The sequence below is a fragment of the Vibrio sp. Isolate30 genome (genome assembly GCF_022397975.1).
Taxonomy (GTDB): Bacteria; Pseudomonadota; Gammaproteobacteria; order Enterobacterales; family Vibrionaceae; genus Vibrio; species Vibrio fortis.
The window spans coordinates 291,834-309,758 of the sequence record NZ_JAKEUS010000003.1; the positions used below are offsets into that span (position 1 = coordinate 291,834).

General features: G+C 45.7%; 17 protein-coding genes. 8 read left to right on the forward strand and 9 right to left on the reverse strand.

The window, feature by feature from the left end:
* Positions 1 to 85 precede the first annotated feature (85 nt).
* The 4 genes from aceF to ampD form a co-directional block, all read right to left on the reverse strand.
* Positions 86 to 1,987, reverse strand: coding sequence for a pyruvate dehydrogenase complex dihydrolipoyllysine-residue acetyltransferase (aceF, locus tag L1D60_RS11485; protein ID WP_239841199.1), 1,902 nt, complete (start codon positions 1,985 to 1,987; stop codon positions 86 to 88).
* A 30-nt stretch (positions 1,988 to 2,017) separates the two neighbouring features.
* A complete protein-coding gene (gene aceE, locus L1D60_RS11490; RefSeq protein ID WP_239841200.1) occupies positions 2,018 to 4,681 on the reverse strand; it encodes a pyruvate dehydrogenase (acetyl-transferring), homodimeric type in 2,664 nt (887 codons plus the stop codon).
* 56 nt (positions 4,682 to 4,737) lie between these two features.
* Positions 4,738 to 5,505: a pyruvate dehydrogenase complex transcriptional repressor PdhR gene (pdhR, locus tag L1D60_RS11495; protein ID WP_239841201.1), complete on the reverse strand. Its 768-nt coding sequence runs from the start codon at positions 5,503 to 5,505 to the stop codon at positions 4,738 to 4,740.
* A gap of 448 nt (positions 5,506 to 5,953) precedes the next feature.
* A complete protein-coding gene (gene ampD, locus L1D60_RS11500) occupies positions 5,954 to 6,502 on the reverse strand; it encodes a 1,6-anhydro-N-acetylmuramyl-L-alanine amidase AmpD (protein ID WP_239841202.1) in 549 nt (182 codons plus the stop codon).
* 148 nt (positions 6,503 to 6,650) lie between these two features.
* On the opposite strand from ampD, the gene nadC reads away from it, so the two are divergent.
* From nadC to yacG, 8 genes are all read left to right on the forward strand, one after another.
* Positions 6,651 to 7,541, forward strand: coding sequence for a carboxylating nicotinate-nucleotide diphosphorylase (gene nadC / locus L1D60_RS11505; protein WP_239841203.1), 891 nt, complete (start codon positions 6,651 to 6,653; stop codon positions 7,539 to 7,541).
* A 253-nt stretch (positions 7,542 to 7,794) separates the two neighbouring features.
* Positions 7,795 to 8,265, forward strand: a complete 471-nt coding sequence (locus tag L1D60_RS11510) for a prepilin-type N-terminal cleavage/methylation domain-containing protein (RefSeq protein ID WP_239841204.1) — start codon at positions 7,795 to 7,797, stop codon at positions 8,263 to 8,265.
* Entirely contained in the window at positions 8,265 to 9,950 is a 1,686-nt protein-coding gene (pilB, locus tag L1D60_RS11515; protein WP_239841205.1) for a type IV-A pilus assembly ATPase PilB, read from the forward strand. Before L1D60_RS11510 ends, pilB begins: the two co-directional genes overlap by 1 nt.
* 43 nt (positions 9,951 to 9,993) lie before the next feature.
* Positions 9,994 to 11,223, forward strand: coding sequence for a type II secretion system F family protein (locus L1D60_RS11520; RefSeq protein WP_239841206.1), 1,230 nt, complete (start codon positions 9,994 to 9,996; stop codon positions 11,221 to 11,223).
* Positions 11,224 to 11,282: 59 nt separating this feature from the next.
* Positions 11,283 to 12,152 carry an A24 family peptidase gene (locus L1D60_RS11525; protein ID WP_239841207.1) on the forward strand — a complete coding sequence of 290 codons (870 nt, stop codon included), beginning with the start codon at positions 11,283 to 11,285 and terminating at the stop codon, positions 12,150 to 12,152.
* A 3-nt stretch (positions 12,153 to 12,155) separates the two neighbouring features.
* Positions 12,156 to 12,764: a dephospho-CoA kinase gene (gene coaE, locus L1D60_RS11530; RefSeq protein ID WP_239841208.1), complete on the forward strand. Its 609-nt coding sequence runs from the start codon at positions 12,156 to 12,158 to the stop codon at positions 12,762 to 12,764.
* Positions 12,765 to 12,796: 32 nt separating this feature from the next.
* Positions 12,797 to 13,537, forward strand: a complete 741-nt coding sequence (zapD, locus tag L1D60_RS11535) for a cell division protein ZapD (RefSeq protein WP_239841209.1) — start codon at positions 12,797 to 12,799, stop codon at positions 13,535 to 13,537.
* A 71-nt stretch (positions 13,538 to 13,608) separates the two neighbouring features.
* Positions 13,609 to 13,806, forward strand: coding sequence for a DNA gyrase inhibitor YacG (gene yacG, locus L1D60_RS11540; RefSeq protein ID WP_239841210.1), 198 nt, complete (start codon positions 13,609 to 13,611; stop codon positions 13,804 to 13,806).
* Between the two features lie 428 nt (positions 13,807 to 14,234).
* Here yacG and rplS read toward each other — a convergent pair whose 3' ends face one another.
* From rplS to ffh, 5 genes are all read right to left on the reverse strand, one after another.
* Positions 14,235 to 14,588 (reverse strand): 50S ribosomal protein L19, encoded by a 354-nt coding sequence (gene rplS / locus L1D60_RS11545; RefSeq protein ID WP_032549758.1) that lies wholly within the window; start codon positions 14,586 to 14,588, stop codon positions 14,235 to 14,237.
* A 42-nt stretch (positions 14,589 to 14,630) separates the two neighbouring features.
* A complete protein-coding gene (gene trmD, locus L1D60_RS11550) occupies positions 14,631 to 15,389 on the reverse strand; it encodes a tRNA (guanosine(37)-N1)-methyltransferase TrmD (protein ID WP_239841211.1) in 759 nt (252 codons plus the stop codon).
* A gap of 27 nt (positions 15,390 to 15,416) precedes the next feature.
* Positions 15,417 to 15,971 carry a ribosome maturation factor RimM gene (gene rimM / locus L1D60_RS11555; RefSeq protein ID WP_032549760.1) on the reverse strand — a complete coding sequence of 185 codons (555 nt, stop codon included), beginning with the start codon at positions 15,969 to 15,971 and terminating at the stop codon, positions 15,417 to 15,419.
* Positions 15,972 to 15,998: 27 nt separating this feature from the next.
* Positions 15,999 to 16,247 carry a 30S ribosomal protein S16 gene (rpsP, locus tag L1D60_RS11560; protein WP_004410028.1) on the reverse strand — a complete coding sequence of 83 codons (249 nt, stop codon included), beginning with the start codon at positions 16,245 to 16,247 and terminating at the stop codon, positions 15,999 to 16,001.
* Between the two features lie 262 nt (positions 16,248 to 16,509).
* Positions 16,510 to 17,901, reverse strand: coding sequence for a signal recognition particle protein (gene ffh, locus L1D60_RS11565; protein WP_239841212.1), 1,392 nt, complete (start codon positions 17,899 to 17,901; stop codon positions 16,510 to 16,512).
* Positions 17,902 to 17,925: the final 24 nt, after the last annotated feature.

A 17,925-nucleotide genomic window follows, 5' to 3' on the forward strand; every position in this document is an offset into this window, starting at 1 on the left:
AGAAAAGCGGGAACTGTTCTCTAAAAAATACTTTATATAAAGAATTAAGGTGACCCGAAAGCCACCTTAATATTTACTTTCTCAATTACAGTACTAGACGACGAATGTCAGATAGTGCGCTGTTTAGGAAAGTAATGAAGCGTGCACCTTCAGCACCATCGATCACACGGTGGTCGTATGATAGAGACAGTGGAAGTTGTAGGCGTGGTTCGAACTCTTTACCGTTCCACACTGGCTTCATTTCAGACTTAGATACACCTAGGATACCTACTTCTGGAGCGTTTACGATTGGCGTAAATGCAGTACCGCCGATGCCACCAAGGCTAGAGATTGTGAAACAACCGCCTTGCATGTCAGCTGCAGTTAGCTTACCAGCACGTGCCTTCTTAGACACAGCCATTAGCTCTTCAGATAGCTCGTAAATGCCTTTCTTGTTCACGTCTTTGAATACAGGAACAACTAGACCGTTTGGCGTATCTACTGCGATACCTACGTTTACGTACTTCTTAAGAATGATGCTTTCGCCATCTTCAGATAGAGAAGAGTTAAACGCTGGGAACGCTTCTAGCGCTTTAGCAACAGCTTTCATGATGAACACAAGAGGAGTGATCTTCATACCAGTGTCTTTCTTCGCTTCGATTGCGTTCTGCTCTTTACGGAATGCTTCTAGCTCAGTGATGTCTGCGTTGTCCCACTGTGTAACGTGAGGGATCATTACCCAGTTACGGTGTAGGTTAGCGCCAGAGATCTTCTTGATCTTAGAAAGCTTCTGAACTTCAGTTTCGCCGAACTTGCTGAAGTCAACTTTTGGCCAAGGTAGTAGACCAAGAGCAGAGCCGTCACCGCCTTTGCCAGATGCCGCAGCACCAGACTCAAGACGCTTAAGTGCATCTTTAACGTAAGACTGAACGTCTTCTTTTAGGATACGGCTCTTACGACCAGTACCTTTAACCTTAGATAGGTTAACGCCAAATTCACGAGCAAGACGACGAACAACTGGAGACGCGTGCGCGTAATCGTTGTTTTCTTGGAAGTCGTTCGCTGCAGGTGCCGCCGCTGGAGCTTCAGCTTTAGGAGCAGGTGCTGCTGCAGGTGCCGCCGCTTGAGCTGGTGCTGCAACTGGAGCCGCTGCTGGAGCTGCGCCTGCTACTTCAAATACCATGATTAGAGAGCCAGTTGACACTTTATCGCCAGCTGCAATCTTGATCTCTTTTACTGTACCAGCGAATGGTGCAGGAACTTCCATTGAAGCTTTGTCGCCTTCAACAGTAATTAGAGATTGCTCTTCTTCTACTGTATCGCCAACCGCTACCATTACTTCAGTAACTTCTACTTCGTCACCGCCGATATCTGGAACGTTTACTTCTTTGTCAGCTGCTGCCGCAGGAGCCGCCGCAGGTGCTGCTGGCGCTTCTACTGCTGCAGGAGCTGGAGCCGCTGCGCCTGAGCCCACTACTTCGAATACCATCACTAGAGAACCAGTTGTTACTGAATCGCCTTCAGCAATCTTGATCTCTTTAACCGTACCTGCGAATGGTGCTGGTACTTCCATAGAAGCCTTGTCGCCTTCTACAGTTAGAAGTGATTGCTCTTCTTCTACTGCATCGCCAACTTTAACCATGATCTCAGTAACTTCTACTTCGTCACCACCGATATCAGGAACGTGAACTTCTTTTAGCTCTGCCGCTGCTGCCGCTGCTGGAGCAGCTACTGGAGCTGCCTCTGCTGCTGGAGCAGGTGCAGCAGCTGCTGCACCTTCGGCTTCGAAAATCATGATAAGAGAACCAGTTGTAACAGAATCGCCTTCCGCTACTTTGATTTCTTTAACGATACCTGCTTGAGACGCTGGAACTTCCATAGAAGCTTTGTCGCCTTCAACAGTGATCAGAGACTGCTCTTCTTCAACCTTGTCGCCAACGCTTACAAGAATCTCAGTAACTTCAACCTCATCCGCACCGATGTCAGGTACATTAATTTCGATTGCCATTGCTTATTTACCTTCTAGTTAAGCGCTGTATTAAGCGTATTGTGGGTTTGTTTTTTCAGTGTCGATGTTGAACTTAGCAATTGCTTCAGCAACTACTGACTTCTCAACATCACCACGTTTAGCCAGTTCAGTTAGCGCTGCAACTACTACGTAGCCTGCGTTAACTTCGAAGTGACGACGTAGGTTCTCACGGCTGTCAGAACGACCGAAGCCATCAGTACCAAGTACTTTGTAAGACTCAGTTGGCATGAACGCACGTACTTGCTCAGCGTAGTTCTTCATGTAATCCGTTGCAGCGATTGCTGGCTCGTTACCTAGAACAGTCGTGATGTAAGGTACTTTCGCTTCAGCTTCTGGGTGAAGCATGTTGTAACGCTCTGCGTCTTGACCGTCACGAGTTAGTTCGTTGAACGATGTTACAGAGAATACGTCAGATGCTACGCCGTACTCTTCGCTTAGGATAGTCGCTGCTTTGCGCACTTCGTTCATGATAGTACCAGAGCTCATTAGCTGAACTTTACCCTTAGCACCTTCATGAGATTCAAGCTTGTAGATACCTTTACGGATGCCTTCTTCAGCGCCTTCTGGCATTGCTGGCATTGCGTAGTTTTCATTCATTACTGTTAGGTAGTAGTAAATGTTTTCTTGCTCAGGACCGTACATACGACGGATACCGTCTTGCATGATTACTGCTAGCTCGTAAGCGAATGTTGGATCGTAAGAGATACAGTTAGGGATAGTGTTCGCTTGGATGTGCGAGTGACCATCTTCGTGCTGTAGACCTTCACCGTTCAGTGTTGTACGACCAGCTGTAGCACCTAGTAGGAAGCCACGCGCTTGTTGGTCACCTGCTAGCCATGCCATGTCACCAATACGTTGGAAACCGAACATAGAGTAGTAGATGTAGAACGGGATCATTGGCAGATCGTTTGTGCTGTAAGAAGTAGCAGCAGCAACCCAAGATGCCATTGAACCTAGTTCGTTGATACCTTCTTGAAGAACTTGGCCAGATGTTGCTTCTTTGTAGTAAGAAACGATGCCTTTATCTTCAGGTGTGTATTCTTGACCGTGTGGGTTGTAGATACCAACCTGACGGAACAGACCTTCCATACCGAACGTACGTGCTTCATCACAGATGATAGGAACGATGTTCTTACCAATGTTCTTGTTCTTAAGAAGAATGTTCAACGTACGAACGTATGCCATTGTCGTTGAGATTTCACGCTTCTGTGCACCTAGTAGAGGAGCGAACTCTTCTAGCTCAGGAACTTTGAACTCTTGAGTGAAGTTAGGAAGACGAGCAGGCGTGTAACCGTGTAGAGCTTTACGACGAGCGTGCAGGTATTCGTACTCAGCAGAACCTTCTTCCAGTTTTAGGTAAGGAAGTTCAGCTACTTTCTCATCAGAAAGGATGTCTTGTAGACCCAGACGATCACGTAGGTATTGTACGTGAGTCATGTCCATCTTCTTAACACCGTGAGCGATGTTCTTACCTTCTGCAGCTTCACCCATGCCGTAACCTTTAACAGTCTTAGCTAGGATTACAGTCGGCTTGCCACCTGTCTCTTTTGCATTGTTGAATGCAGCGAACAGTTTAGAAGAATCGTGACCACCACGCTTCAGTTCGAAGATTTGGTCGTCAGTCATGTCTGCAACTAGTGCAGCTGTTTCTGGGTACTTACCAAAGAAGTGCTCACGTACGTATGCGCCATCTTTAGATTTGAATGTTTGGTAGTCACCGTCGATAGTTTCGTTCATTAGTTGAAGAAGCTTACCAGTCGTGTCTTTAGCTAGTAGAGAATCCCAGTTGCTACCCCAGATAACTTTAACAACGTTCCAACCTGCGCCTTTGAATAGACCTTCAAGTTCTTGGATGATGCTACCGTTACCCATAACAGGGCCGTCTAGACGCTGTAGGTTACAGTTGATTAGGAAACATAGGTTGTCTAGCTTCTCACGCGCAGCGAAAGAGATAGCACCACGTGATTCTGGCTCATCCATCTCACCGTCGCCTAGGAAAGCGTATACGCGTTGAGCTGAAGTATCTTTAAGACCACGGCCTTCTAGGTACTTAAGGAAACGAGCTTGGTAGATCGCAGAGATCGGACCTAGACCCATAGATACTGTAGGGAACTGCCAGAACTCAGGCATCAGTTTAGGGTGTGGGTAAGATGGAACACCTTTGCCATCTACTTCTTGACGGAAGTTATCTAGCTGCTCTTCAGTTAGACGACCTTCAACGAATGCACGAGAGTAGATACCTGGAGAGATGTGACCTTGGTAGTAAACCAGATCGCCACCGTCTGTCTCGTTTGGAGCGCGGAAGAAGTGGTTGAAACATACTTCGTAGAACGCCGCTGCAGACTGGTAAGAAGCCATGTGACCACCAAGGTCTAGGTCTTTCTTAGAAGCGCGCAATACGATCATGATTGCGTTCCAGCGAATAATCGAACGAATACGACGCTCAAGAGTTACGTCACCAGGGTAAGCCGGCTCTTGTGCTGCTGGAATGGTGTTGATGTAGTTAGTGTTGATACCAGTTGGCATATCAACGCCGTCTAAACGTGCCTTTTCTAGAACTGTTTCTAGTAGGAACTGTGCACGTTCTACACCTTCTTCACGTACTACTGACTCAAGAGCTTCTAACCAATCTTGAGTTTCCAGAGCATCAACGTCATGCTTCATGTCAGACATGGCGATCTATCCTTTTTGTTAGTTGGATTCTACTAAACACGTAAAAAGCCGTAGGATTACGACTCTTTACCCTGTTGAATTCGACGAAGTGAACGCTCGCGACGCGACTCTTCTCTTGTCAAATCCAACAATGTTTCTTCGATATAAGCTAAATGAGAATGTGACATTTCACGCGCCTTTTCAGGCTGGCCAGAAACAATCGCATCCACGATGTTAGCTCGATGTATACTCACTTTTTCCACAACGTCTTTTCGACGATGCAACAGCTTTAGATTTTCTAAGACATTTTGCTCAAGTAACGGAGCTAAACTGCGAACGATATGCAAAAGCACTACGTTATGAGCAGCTTCCGTTAAAGCGATAAGGAAAGCCATCACAGCTGCCGATTCAGCTTCAATATCCGCCTTTTCTTGCGCACTTCGAATGTTATCTTGGCACGCTTGAATTCGAGCAAAGTCTTCCTCGGTACCACGCAGCGCAGCAAAGTAAGCAGAAATTCCCTCCATCGCATGACGCGATTCCAACAAGTCTAGTTGGGTTTCAGAGTGAGTGGACAACAAATTCAGGAGCGGATCTGAAAAGCTCTTCCAGATATTTTCACTGACAAACGTTCCCCCACCTTGACGGCGAGTCAGCAAGCGCTTGGCTTCTAAACGTTGTATAGCTTCTCGGATCGAAGGACGAGACACATCGAACTGCTTAGCCAGTTCACGCTCTGGCGGCAGTTGCTGCCCGGGCGCCAGTGTTCCTTCCACAATCAACCTTTCCAACTCTTTTTCGATAACATCGGAGAGTTTTGGCTGACGAATCCTTTGATAAGCCATAGTTTGCTGTTCTTCTTTTTATTTGCTGGTAATTGGTAATACCAATTTTAATTGGTGCAGAAATTAACATAATTAAAACGCCACTGTCCAGCTCAAAATTGACCTGAATCATAGAACACAGTGTGAATTAACCATGATTTAACAAATGAAATTTAAAACAGCAACCAAATTGGTCTTACCATTTACAGCGTTAATACTTTTGGGGAGTGTTCGTGCTAGAAAGTTTCAGGATAAAAATGAAATATTTCAGATTGATTAGATTGCCTTGATTAAAATTCAAACCAAGCGCACAGATTGGGAATAAATCCTATTAATAAATAGTCACATCTGACCTTTTGAAAGATTCATCACACTCTTGAAGAAATAAAAAAGGCTCGCATCCAGAACGGTTACAAGCCCTTAACAATGACGTAAAAACCCATATGCCAACATATGATTATCAGCAAAACTACAGATTTAAGTGTTGACGGTACTTTACCCAGTCAAATGAGAGCCCTGGATCGGTTTTCCTTAACGGGGCAATATATTGATGGCCGGTAATACGCTCAGCGGTGATCTGTGGAAAGCGCTGCGTAATCGCCTTGGTTAGCTCCGCGAGTGCGCGATATTGAGACTCGCTATAGGATACAAAATCTGTCCCCTCAAGTTCGATACCAATCGAGTAGTCATTACACCGCACTCGACCAGCAAAACTGGATTGTCCTGCATGCCAAGCTCGGTCGTGAAAAGAGACAAACTGCACAACCTCTCCATCCCTACGAATCAAACAGTGTGCCGATACACCCATGTTATGAATCACTTTAAAGAAAGGGTGTTCGTCTGGATGAAGCTTACCAGTGAAAAATTGCTCGATATAAGGACCACCAAACTGCCCCGGCGGTAAACTGATGTTGTGAACCACCAGCAAAGAGACATCATCTTGTTGAGGGCGCGCATCATAAAAAGAAGAAGGCACGTGCTTCGCAGCGCTATACCACCCAGTTTCGCTGATCATCATAAGTGCCATGCTCCTTACTTTTTCATTACTCAATGTATTATGGCTATCAGTGTGAGCTCAACCAACCTCAAGGCGGGCTCAACCCTTTAATTTGCGATGAAGCAAGAGTATCATTCCTACCCCACTCCCTTTCAAGATTAGATTTGCGATGAAAAACACACATAACAGCCAGCAGCGCCTTGACTACTTAAAAGAACAACTTCCATTAGAGATCTCTCGTGCAGTTGCAGAGACCATTAAAGAAGACCTAGGCGGTACACTGGATCCAGCGGCTGATATCACTGCAAGTCTAATTCCTGCTGATGCAGTAAACAGCGCAACCATCATCACTCGCGAACACGGTATTTTCTGTGGCCAAGCTTGGGCTGACGAAGTGTTTAAGCAGTTAGGTGGCGAAGTGACTATCGAGTGGCATGTGCAAGATGGTGACAAGGTTGAACCGAACCAAACCCTTTGCACACTGTCTGGCCCAGCTCGCGCACTGCTTACGGGTGAACGTAACGCAATGAACTTCATCCAGACGCTATCAGGTTGTGCAACAGCAACGGCGATTTACGCAGAAAAAATTGCGCACACAGAGTGTCGTCTACTTGATACACGTAAAACCATCCCAGGTCTGCGCAGCGCACTAAAATACGCAGTCGCATGCGGTGGCGGTTTCAACCACCGTATCGGTGTGTTTGATGCCTACCTAATCAAAGAGAACCACATCATCGCTTGTGGTGGTATTGAGAAGGCGATCTCAACCGCTAAAGAGCTTAACCCAGGTAAACCCGTTGAGGTTGAAACGGAGAGCCTAGAAGAGCTTGAGCAAGCGATCAGCGCGGGTGCAGACATCATCATGCTAGACAACTTCACCACCGACATGATGCGTGAAGCAGTTAAGATCAATGCAGGTCGTGCTGCTCTAGAAAACTCTGGCAACGTAACTCTAGAGACGATTGCTGAGTTTGCAGAAACAGGTGTTGATTACATTTCAGTGGGCGCACTGACCAAGCATCTAAAAGCGATGGATCTTTCGATGCGCTTCAAAGCTTAATCTATTGATTAAAAACACATTTAATATTATGGGCATCGTTTTCTACGGTGCCTTTTTTATGTTCGCAATTCCATTATTGAGACACTCTATTTAACTTGGTCGCATAATCTTATGCAGCATATGAAACAAGTTACCAATAAATTCAAAGCGACTCGCGACCTGCTCTGAACGTCATTCCACACGTAGATATCGACTCTTATTCTCTAATTCATCTGGTGCTTGCACTGTAACTAACAAGAAATGGATTAGAACAATGAAAAGAAAACAAACAAAGCAGAAAGGTTTTACGTTAATTGAGTTGATGATTGTGGTAGCGATTATTGGAATCTTATCGGCTTTTGCAGTTCCCGCTTATCAAGACTATACAAAAAAAGCGACTCTAGCCGAGTTTCCAAAAGCAGCAGCTGCAGTAAAACTAGCAGTCGAACTTTGTGCTCATGAAAATGGACAATCAAATTTCGCTAGTAGCTGTATAAGTTCAACGTCATCGGCGGTAACAACAGTTCCTGCGGAACTAGTTCTAAACGACATCAAGATCTATGCTCAGGTTGGTACTTTAACCTCTGGTGCAGTAGAGGTTATCGCTGAAGCCAATAGTGCAAAAGGGCCAATAGCTGCAGCAGAGAAGTATGTTATGTCTGCTGACTTCCAAGATGAAGGCATTGTTTGGACAAACACCTGCTTTGACAAAAATGATGCTTCACAAACCATATACTGCCCATAATGCTAACCAATCTCCCCACAGTTCTACGTCAGGCTAACCAGCTTAGTCTGACTCAAGAACAAGTTGTCGTGGAACATTTGCAAGCTTCTGGTGGTTCAACCCCAGAAGCTTTGATTGCTCACGGTTTCTTGAACGCAGAAACCCTTGCCGAACACACTTCTCATATCTTCGGCTTACCTTTGATTTCGCTTGCCGACTACGATTATGAGCTGTTGTGTGAACAGCTTGGACTGCGCGAACTTATCACCCAATATCATGCAATACCCGTCGCGAAATCAGCGTCAACACTCACGTTAGCCTCCGCCGACCCAACCGACCTACAAGCTGAAGACGATTTTCGTTTTGCTACTGGGCTGCAAGTTGAGCTAGTGGTAGCAAACTATCGCACACTGGAAGGTGCTATTCGGCGACTTTATGGCAAAGCGATTACTCATGGCGAGAGCAATCGTAAAGAGATCACGCAGGATGAACTCGCTCACTTGGTAGAGGTTTCAGATGATGAAGTGAGTACCGTCGAAGACCTTAGCCAAGACGAATCGCCCGTCAGTCGCTTTATCAATCAAATCCTAGTTGATGCTGTGCGCAAAGGGGCGTCTGATATCCATTTCGAGCCCTATGAAGAGTACTACCGAGTTCGCCTGCGCTGCGATGGCATCTTAGTCGAAACCCAACAGCCCGCAGCCCACCTGAGCCGGAGACTCTCGGCACGCCTTAAAATTCTAGCCAAGCTTGATATTGCTGAGAGACGTTTGCCTCAAGACGGTCGAATTAAGCTAAAACTCAATCAAGAGATTGCCATTGATATGCGCGTCTCTACCTTACCGACACTGTGGGGCGAAAAGATTGTGCTTCGTCTACTCGATAGCAGTACAGCCAACCTTGATATCGACATCCTTGGTTACAGCGAACAACAGAAGACACTCTACCTGAATGCTCTGAAACGCCCACAAGGCATGATTCTTATGACTGGACCGACAGGTAGTGGCAAAACCGTATCGCTCTACACAGGCCTTCGTATTCTTAACACCTCGGAAAGAAACATCTCCACCGCCGAAGATCCTGTTGAGATTAACCTATGTGGTGTCAATCAAGTGCAAGTACGGCCCAAAATAGGCTTTGGGTTTGCTGAGGCGCTACGCTCTTTTTTACGCCAAGATCCCGATATCGTAATGGTTGGTGAAATTCGCGATATTGAAACCGCCGAGATAGCGATTAAAGCCTCTCAAACGGGGCACTTAGTTCTTTCAACACTTCATACAAATTCTGCAGCGGAAACTGTCACGCGCCTTGCACACATGGGCATAGAACCCTTTAATCTCGCTTCATCATTAAGCCTCATCATCGCTCAACGCCTCGCTCGACGACTATGCCCACACTGCAAAATGGCAGATGACGACCAAACCATTTATCACCACCATGGCATCAGTGCTCACCATACCTTCTACAAAGCAAATCCTGACGGTTGCAACGAGTGCAATCAAGGTTATTCCGGTCGTGTGGGTATTTATGAAGTAATGCCGTTCACAGACAAGCTGAAAGCAAGCCTCATCGCTCACCCAAATGCTATCGAGATAGAAAACTTAGCTAAGCAGGAGGGTATGCAAACCCTACGAGACTCAGGGTTAGAAAAACTGCTATCAGGTGTGACTAGCTATCAAGAGCTGCAACGTGTTCTCTATATCTAACCCTCTACATATCTAACCCTTTACCAACATCAATGTGAACCCTATGGCGATCAAACCGAAACAATCACAATTAAAGAACTATCACTGGAGAGGAATTAACAGCTCGGGAAAGAAGGTGTCTGGGCAAACCTTGGCGCTCACTGAGCTTGAAGTCAGAGACAAACTTCGCGATCAGCACATTCAGATTAAGAAGATAAAGAAAAAAAGTATTTCAGCATTCACTCGCCTGACTCATCGAGTCAAAACAAAAGACATCACCCTGCTGACCCGACAATTGGCAACCATGCTGGCAACCGGCGTTCCCATCATTCAAGCCATCAAGTTAGTTTCAGATAACCACAGAAAAGCAGAAATGAAATCGATTCTGTCGCAGATATGCAAAGGTGTAGAAGCGGGTACCCCATTATCAAAGGCGATGAGAACCGCGAGCCGTCATTTTGATGACTTGTATACCGACCTTGTCGCGACAGGAGAACTATCGGGAAACTTAGCTGAAGTATTTGAAAGACTGGCCAACTATCGGGAAAAGAGTGAACGCTTAAAATCCAAAGTCATAAAAGCGCTTATCTATCCGGTGATGGTGGTCGTCACCGCCTTAACGGTCTCATTCCTAATGCTAACCATGGTGATCCCTGAGTTTGAATCCATGTTCTCTGGCTTTGGCGCTGATCTGCCTTGGTTCACCGCCAAGGTGATGTCGTTGTCGCACTGGATGCAAGCTTATAGTCTCTATACCCTGCTTGGCTTGGTTGGCATCGTGCTATTCGTGATTCAAGCTCGCAAACGGTCCTATTCCATAAGGCTCACCATCAGTCGGCTAGGATTAAAACTGCCGATTATCGGTGGCGTTATTGCTAAAGCCTCAATTGCTAAGTTCAGTCGCACGCTATCAACCAGTTTTAGCTCAGGTATCCCAATTTTAACCAGCCTCAGAACCACGGCCAAAACCACTGGCAACGTACACTTCGAATCCGCCATTACTGAAGTTCATAAAGAGACTGCGGCAGGGGTGCCTATGTACATCGCAATGCGCAACAGCCAAGCCTTTCCAGAGATGGTGCTGCAAATGGTGATGATAGGTGAAGAGTCTGGCAATCTCGATGAAATGCTCACTAAGGTCGCCACCATTTATGAGTTCGAAGTAGACGATACCGTAGATAACTTGGGTAAAATCTTAGAGCCGGTCATCATTGTTTTCCTTGGTTCTGTCGTCGGTGGTTTAGTGGTTGCGATGTACTTACCGATCTTTAACCTAATGAGTGTGTTAGGATAGGCGATAATCAATGACACACTCATGGCACTCGCCAGTTAGATCCCAGTGGACAGGACACTATGGAAGTATTTCACTACTATCCTTGGCTATTCCCCGTATTAGCTTTTATCTTCAGCCTACTTATCGGTAGTTTTCTCAACGTTGTTATCCATCGCCTACCCATTATGATGGAGCGAGAATGGCAACAAGAGTGCTCAGAAAGCTTTCCTGACTACAAAATCCCAATGCCAGAAGGAACGTACAACCTTAGCGTGCCTCGCTCGACATGCCCAAAGTGTGAAACACAGATTCGAGCTATCGATAACATCCCTGTGCTCAGTTGGCTACTCCTGAAAGGCAAGTGTCGAAAATGTTCGAATCCTATCAGCCCACGTTACCCTTTTGTTGAGTTGCTAACTGCTGTGATGTGTAGCTTCGTTGCTGTTCATTTTGGCTTTAGCTACTACGCGCTGGCTCTGATCTTTTTTACCTTTGCCCTGATTGCCGCGACCTTTATCGATCTTGATACCATGTTACTGCCCGATCAAATCACCTTACCGTTAGTCTGGTCGGGGATTGCGCTTGCATTGTTTGGTATTAGCCCTATCTCCCTTCAAGACTCCATCATTGGGGCAATGGCAGGCTACTTAGCTTTGTGGTCTGTCTATTGGCTATTCAAGCTAGTTACAGGCAAAGAAGGCATGGGCTATGGTGATTTCAAACTTCTTGCGGCAATAGGCGCTTGGCTTGGTTGGCAGCACTTACCTATGATCATATTGATCTCTTCGCTTGTTGGTCTAGTGTTTGGCTTGATCCAACTGCGACTGAAACAGCAAGGCATCGATAAAGCCTTTCCTTTTGGTCCTTACCTCGCCATTGCTGGTTGGATAAGTCTGATTTGGGGCGAGAACATTATGGCTTGGTATTTTACTTCGGTTTTAGGAATTTAATTTATGGCAACCATTATTGGCCTCACTGGTGGTATTGCTAGCGGAAAAACCACCGTAGCAGACCTGTTTCAAGAGCATTTCAACATCGATATTGTCGATGCCGATATCGTGGCTCGTGAAGTCGTAGCCGTTGGCAGTGACGGACTCCGTCAGATCGCTGAACAGTTTGGTGAAGCGATCCTTTTAGAAGACGGAACTCTCAATCGAGCCAAACTCCGTGAACAGATCTTCAGTAACCCAGAAGATAAAGCGTGGTTAAATGCACTACTTCATCCAATGATCCGCAACAAGATTGAAGAAGGGCTGACAAACATTCGCTCTCCTTATGGTTTACTCGTTGCACCTTTACTGATTGAAAACCAGATGCAAGGTATGGCAGATCGCGTTTTAATTGTTGATGTTCCTACAGAAGTTCAGATTCAACGAACCATGAACCGAGACAATGTCTCTGAAGAGCAAGTGAAAGCGATCCTCAAATCACAAGCTTCAAGAGAACAACGCTTAGCTATTGCGGACGACGTGATTAAAAACCATACTAAAAACCAAGATCTTTTGCCTCAAATCACAGATTTACATCAAAAGTATCTAGCAATAAGCACACAAGATCGGTAAAAATAGTCTTATGTTGAATGAAGGTTTGCTTGATGATCACTCATAAATTTGAACATCCTCTAAATGAGAAAACACGTATCTACTTAAGAGTGGAATCCCTCTTGAGACAGCTCCACTTGTCTTCGACATTTTCAGATGCTCAGCAGTACCAACTGTTCTTTCGCTCAATCTTCGATCTGATCGAAATCTTTGAGCAAATTCAGCTAAAGAGTGAACTGGCAAAAGACATTGAGAAACAGCGTGTGACTTACAAGAGCTGGCTCAATGTTGAGGGCGTCGATCAAGAGATGCTTACTTCATTGCTAGAAGACATCAGCAATATCTACCGTGAATTAATGCTGGCTGAACGTTTTGGTCAATCTCTCAAAGAAGATCGCTTCCTGAGTGCCATTCGCCAACGCTTTAATCTTCCAGGTGGCTCATGTTGCTTTGACTTACCCGCGCTGCACTACTGGCTGCATCTCCCTATCGATAAGAGAATGAACGATGCAAAAGCTTGGATGGATAGCCTACAGCCTCTGTATGACGCGCTAACCCTATGGTTAAAGCTAACTCGTGAAACCGGTCACTTCCAGCCGCAAATCGCTCGTGCGGGCTTCTTCCAGAGCGATGCAGAGGAAGCCAACATCTTACGCCTCTCGATTCCAATGCAGTATGGCGCGTATCCAATGATCTCTGGACATAAAAACCGCTTTGCCGTGAAGTTTATGTGTTTTGAGAGTGGTCAGGCGTGTACTCAGGACATCGAGTTTGAATTGGCTGTCTGCAGTTAAATACCGTATTAAATTGGCTTGAGTCTCGCTCAGGCCTACAATTCTAAAATCACACCCAACTAAGAAACATTATGTCTAAAAAAGTCACCATCGTTAAATGCCCACAATGTCAGAGTGATGTTGAGTGGGGTGAACAGAGTCCACACCGCCCTTTCTGTAGCAAACAGTGCCAGATGATTGATTTTGGTGAATGGGCAGACGAAGAGAATAGCATCGCTGGTGCTCCGGATATGTCTGATAGTGATGGGTGGTCAGAAGACCAGTACTAGATTCGAGATTCGAGATTCGAGATTCGAGATTCGAGATTCGAGATTCGAGATTCGAGATTCGAGAAGAATTATTAAGGGTTGGCGTTTTGCGTCAATCCTTTTTTATTGCCGGTGAATTAGTGTTGGCTGAAAGAGATTCCCTACTCCTTCCTTCGTCAGCCTAGGGAATGACAGTTATACTCAGGCTTGTTCTCTAATCGTCATCAAAAAACTAGATTTCTGATATCGCTGTCTGGAATGACGGCAAAAGTAGTCCCATTGTCAGCTCCTTTAGTTTTAGCTACTAACCTCGCAACTCAAACCTCCCCGTCATCCCCAAGAGTGAGGGGCGAGCGAGTTGGGGAGCTCTTGCTTTCGAAAATCGATATAACACGCACAAAAAAGCGGAGCCAAATGGCTCCGCTTTTATCGATAGAATGCAAAAAGAATTACTTCTTAGCAAGCTTCTCTTTAATACGAGCAGACTTACCAGAACGCTCACGTAGGTAGTACAGCTTGGCACGACGTACTGCACCGCGGCGTTTAACTTCAATGCTATCAACCATTGGAGAGTGAGTTTGGAACGTACGCTCAACACCTTCACCGTTCGAGATCTTACGAACTGTGAATGCAGAGTGAAGACCACGGTTACGAATAGCGATTACAACGCCTTCGAAAGCCTGTAGACGCTCACGGTCACCTTCTTTTACCTTAACCTGAACTACAACAGTGTCACCTGGTGCGAATTTAGGAAGGTCTGATTTTAGTTGCTCTTCTTCAAGAGCTTTAATGATGTTGCTCATTTGTATAAATTCCTAGAATAAACTGATACTAAATTTAATAGGTTACTGCTTGCTTTTCGTTTCAGAGCGATGCTCTTTAATGAATTCAGCCAGTAATTGTTCCTGTTCGTCAGTCAGAGCTAGGTTTTCCAGGAGTTCTGGTCTTCTTAGCCAAGTACGGCCTAGCGATTGTTTTAATCGCCAGCGACGAATGTCCTTATGGTTTCCAGACTTGAGTACCGAAGGCACTTCTTTATCGTCTAGCACCTCAGGGCGCGTATAGTGAGGGCAATCTAACAAGCCATTTGCAAAAGAATCCTCTTCTGCTGACGCGAAATCGCCTAGGACTCCCGGAATAAACCGTGAGACCGAGTCAATTAACGTCATGGCTGGCAGTTCGCCACCCGTCATCACAAAATCGCCAATCGACCATTCTTCGTCGACTTCAGATTGTATGATGCGCTCATCTACCCCTTCGTAGCGACCACAGATAAGAAGTAAATTCTCATTTGTTGCCAACTCCTCAACACCTTTCTGGTCGAGCTTGCGACCTTGAGGTGAAAGGTAGATAACTTTCGTCTTCCCCGGTGATGCTTGCTTGGCAGTATGGATAGCGTCGCGCAAAGGCTGAACCATCATTAACATGCCAGGACCACCACCGTAAGGTCTGTCATCAACAGTGCGATGTTTATCGTGAGTGAAATCGCGAGGATTCCATGTCTCAATCGATAAAAGACCTTTTTTAACCGCTTGACCTGTTACTCCAAAATCAGTAACAGAACGGAACATTTCAGGAAAAAGGCTAATTACGCCAACCCACATGTGTTCTCTCGCTCTGTAATTTTGGAATTAGAATCCAGGATCCCAGTCAACTTCGATCCGTTGAGCTTCGCGATCAACTTTTTTGATCACTTGCTCTTCAAGGTACGGGATTAACCGTTCCTTTTGGCCAAAAGCATCTTTAAGATTTGCTTTCACCACTAGAACATCGTTTGAGCCAGTTTCTAATAGGTCAGTGACCTCACCAAGGGAATAGCCCTTAGTGGTAACAACTTGCATACCAAACAATTCACGCCAGTAGAATTCATCTTCTGACAATTCAGGTAGTGATGCCGGGTCTACAGCGATTTCAAAGTTAGTCAGAGTATGAGCTTCTTCACGAACCTCAAGCCCTTCAAGCTTACACACCATACCTTTGTTATGGCGCTTCCAGCTTTCAACATTGAACTCAACCCACTTACCCTTTTGGTTAATATACCAAGGGGTGTAATCGAATATGCTTTCAGCATTGTCTGTGTAGGAAAAAACTTTCAGCCAGCCGCGAATGCCATAGGTAGCACCAAACTTGCCCATAACAATTTTTTCGTCTTGCTTGCTCATCGTTTCTTTATCCTTCATCGACATAAGCTATGTCTTCTACTTAAAGTAAAATTAAGCCGCTTTTTGAGCGTCTTTAACTAGCTTAGCTACGCGGTCAGATAGAGATGCGCCTTGACCAACCCAGTGGTTAACGCGATCTAGGTCTAGACGTAGACCTTCTTCTTGACCTTGAGCAGTAGGGTTAAAGAAACCTACTTTCTCGATGAAACGGCCAGTTGCTGCATTGCGGCTGTCCGCTACTACGATTTGATAGAATGGACGCTTCTTAGCGCCGTGACGTGCCAAACGAATGGTTACCATGTCGTCCTCTTTGCTTTCTTAATAAATAAATTAACCCCAGAAGCTATTTATCAATAAATAACTTGGGGTCTCGTGCCAAATTAAAGCCCCGGAATTTTACTCTTATTCCGGGGCAATGCAAGGGGTTTAGCTATTTTTTCACCAACAGAGTCTCTGTACACTTTCTGTGACAGAGCTAACACTCTGAAAAGTAACGTAGCGAGCATTTCACTGACTACGCAAACTTAAGCTGTAATAGCTCAAACTTAATAGGAAGAAGAACTTAACGACCGAATGGGTTGAAACCGCCACCCATGCCGCCACCGCCCATGCCACCCATCATGCCTTGCATGTTACGCATCATGCCTTTCATGCCACCTTTCTGCATTTTCTTCATCATCTTCTGCATCTGGGTGAACTGCTTAAGCAGACGGTTAACATCTTGTACCTGAGTACCAGAACCTGCCGCAATACGTTTCTTGCGTGAGCCTTTTATAAGCTCTGGGCGCTGACGCTCTTTCATGGTCATTGAGTTGATGATCGCTTCCATTTGCTTAAACATCTTGTCATCAACTTTATCTTTTACGTTGTCTGGTAGCTGAGACATGCCTGGAAGCTTATCCATCATGCCCATCATGCCGCCCATGTTTTGCATCTGACCTAGTTGCTCGCGGAAATCTTCAAGGTCGAAACCTTTCTTCTCTTTGAACTTCTTAGCCAGTTTCTCTGCTTTATCTTGGTCTACGTTCTTCTGTAGGTCTTCGATAAGAGACAGAACGTCACCCATACCTAGGATACGAGAAGCAACACGATCTGGGTGGAACGGTTCTAGTGCATCGGTTTTTTCACCCACACCCAAGAACTTGATTGGCTTACCTGTGATATGACGAACAGACAGCGCCGCACCACCACGAGCATCACCATCGACCTTAGTTAGAATCACACCTGTTAGCGGAAGTGCATCACCAAAGGCTTTTGCTGTGTTCGCCGCATCTTGACCTGTCATTGCATCAACAACAAACAGCGTCTCAACTGGGTTAATAGCGGTATGTAGCTCTTTGATTTCGCCCATCATCTCTTCATCGATGGCTAAGCGACCTGCGGTATCGACAAGCAGCACGTCATAGAATTTCTTCTTCGCGTGGTCAATCGCTGCATTCGCAATATCGATAGGCTTTTGATCTGCAGACGATGGGAAGAAATCCACACCAACATCGGCGGCTAACGTTTCAAGCTGTTTGATCGCTGCTGGACGGTAAACGTCGGCGGAAACAACCAGTACTTTCTTTTTATCGCGCTCGGTTAAGAGCTTAGATAGCTTACCTACCGATGTGGTTTTACCCGCACCTTGTAGACCAGCCATCAAGATCACTGCTGGCGGCTGCGCAGCAAGGTTCAGAGCCTCATTCGACTCACCCATTACCGATTCAAGCTCAGCTTGTACGATCTTAATAAATTCTTGGCCAGGAGTTAGAGATTTAGAAACCTCAACACCTACCGCGCCTTCTTTAACGCGCTTTACGAAATCACGGACAACCGGTAATGCAACGTCGGCTTCCAGTAGCGCCATACGTACTTCACGTAGCGTATCCTTGATGTTGTCTTCGGTCAGACGACCTTTACCGCTGATATTCTTCAGCGTTTTGGATAGACGATCCGTTAAATTATCAAACATAGTTTTCTCTTCGCTCAATCCTGC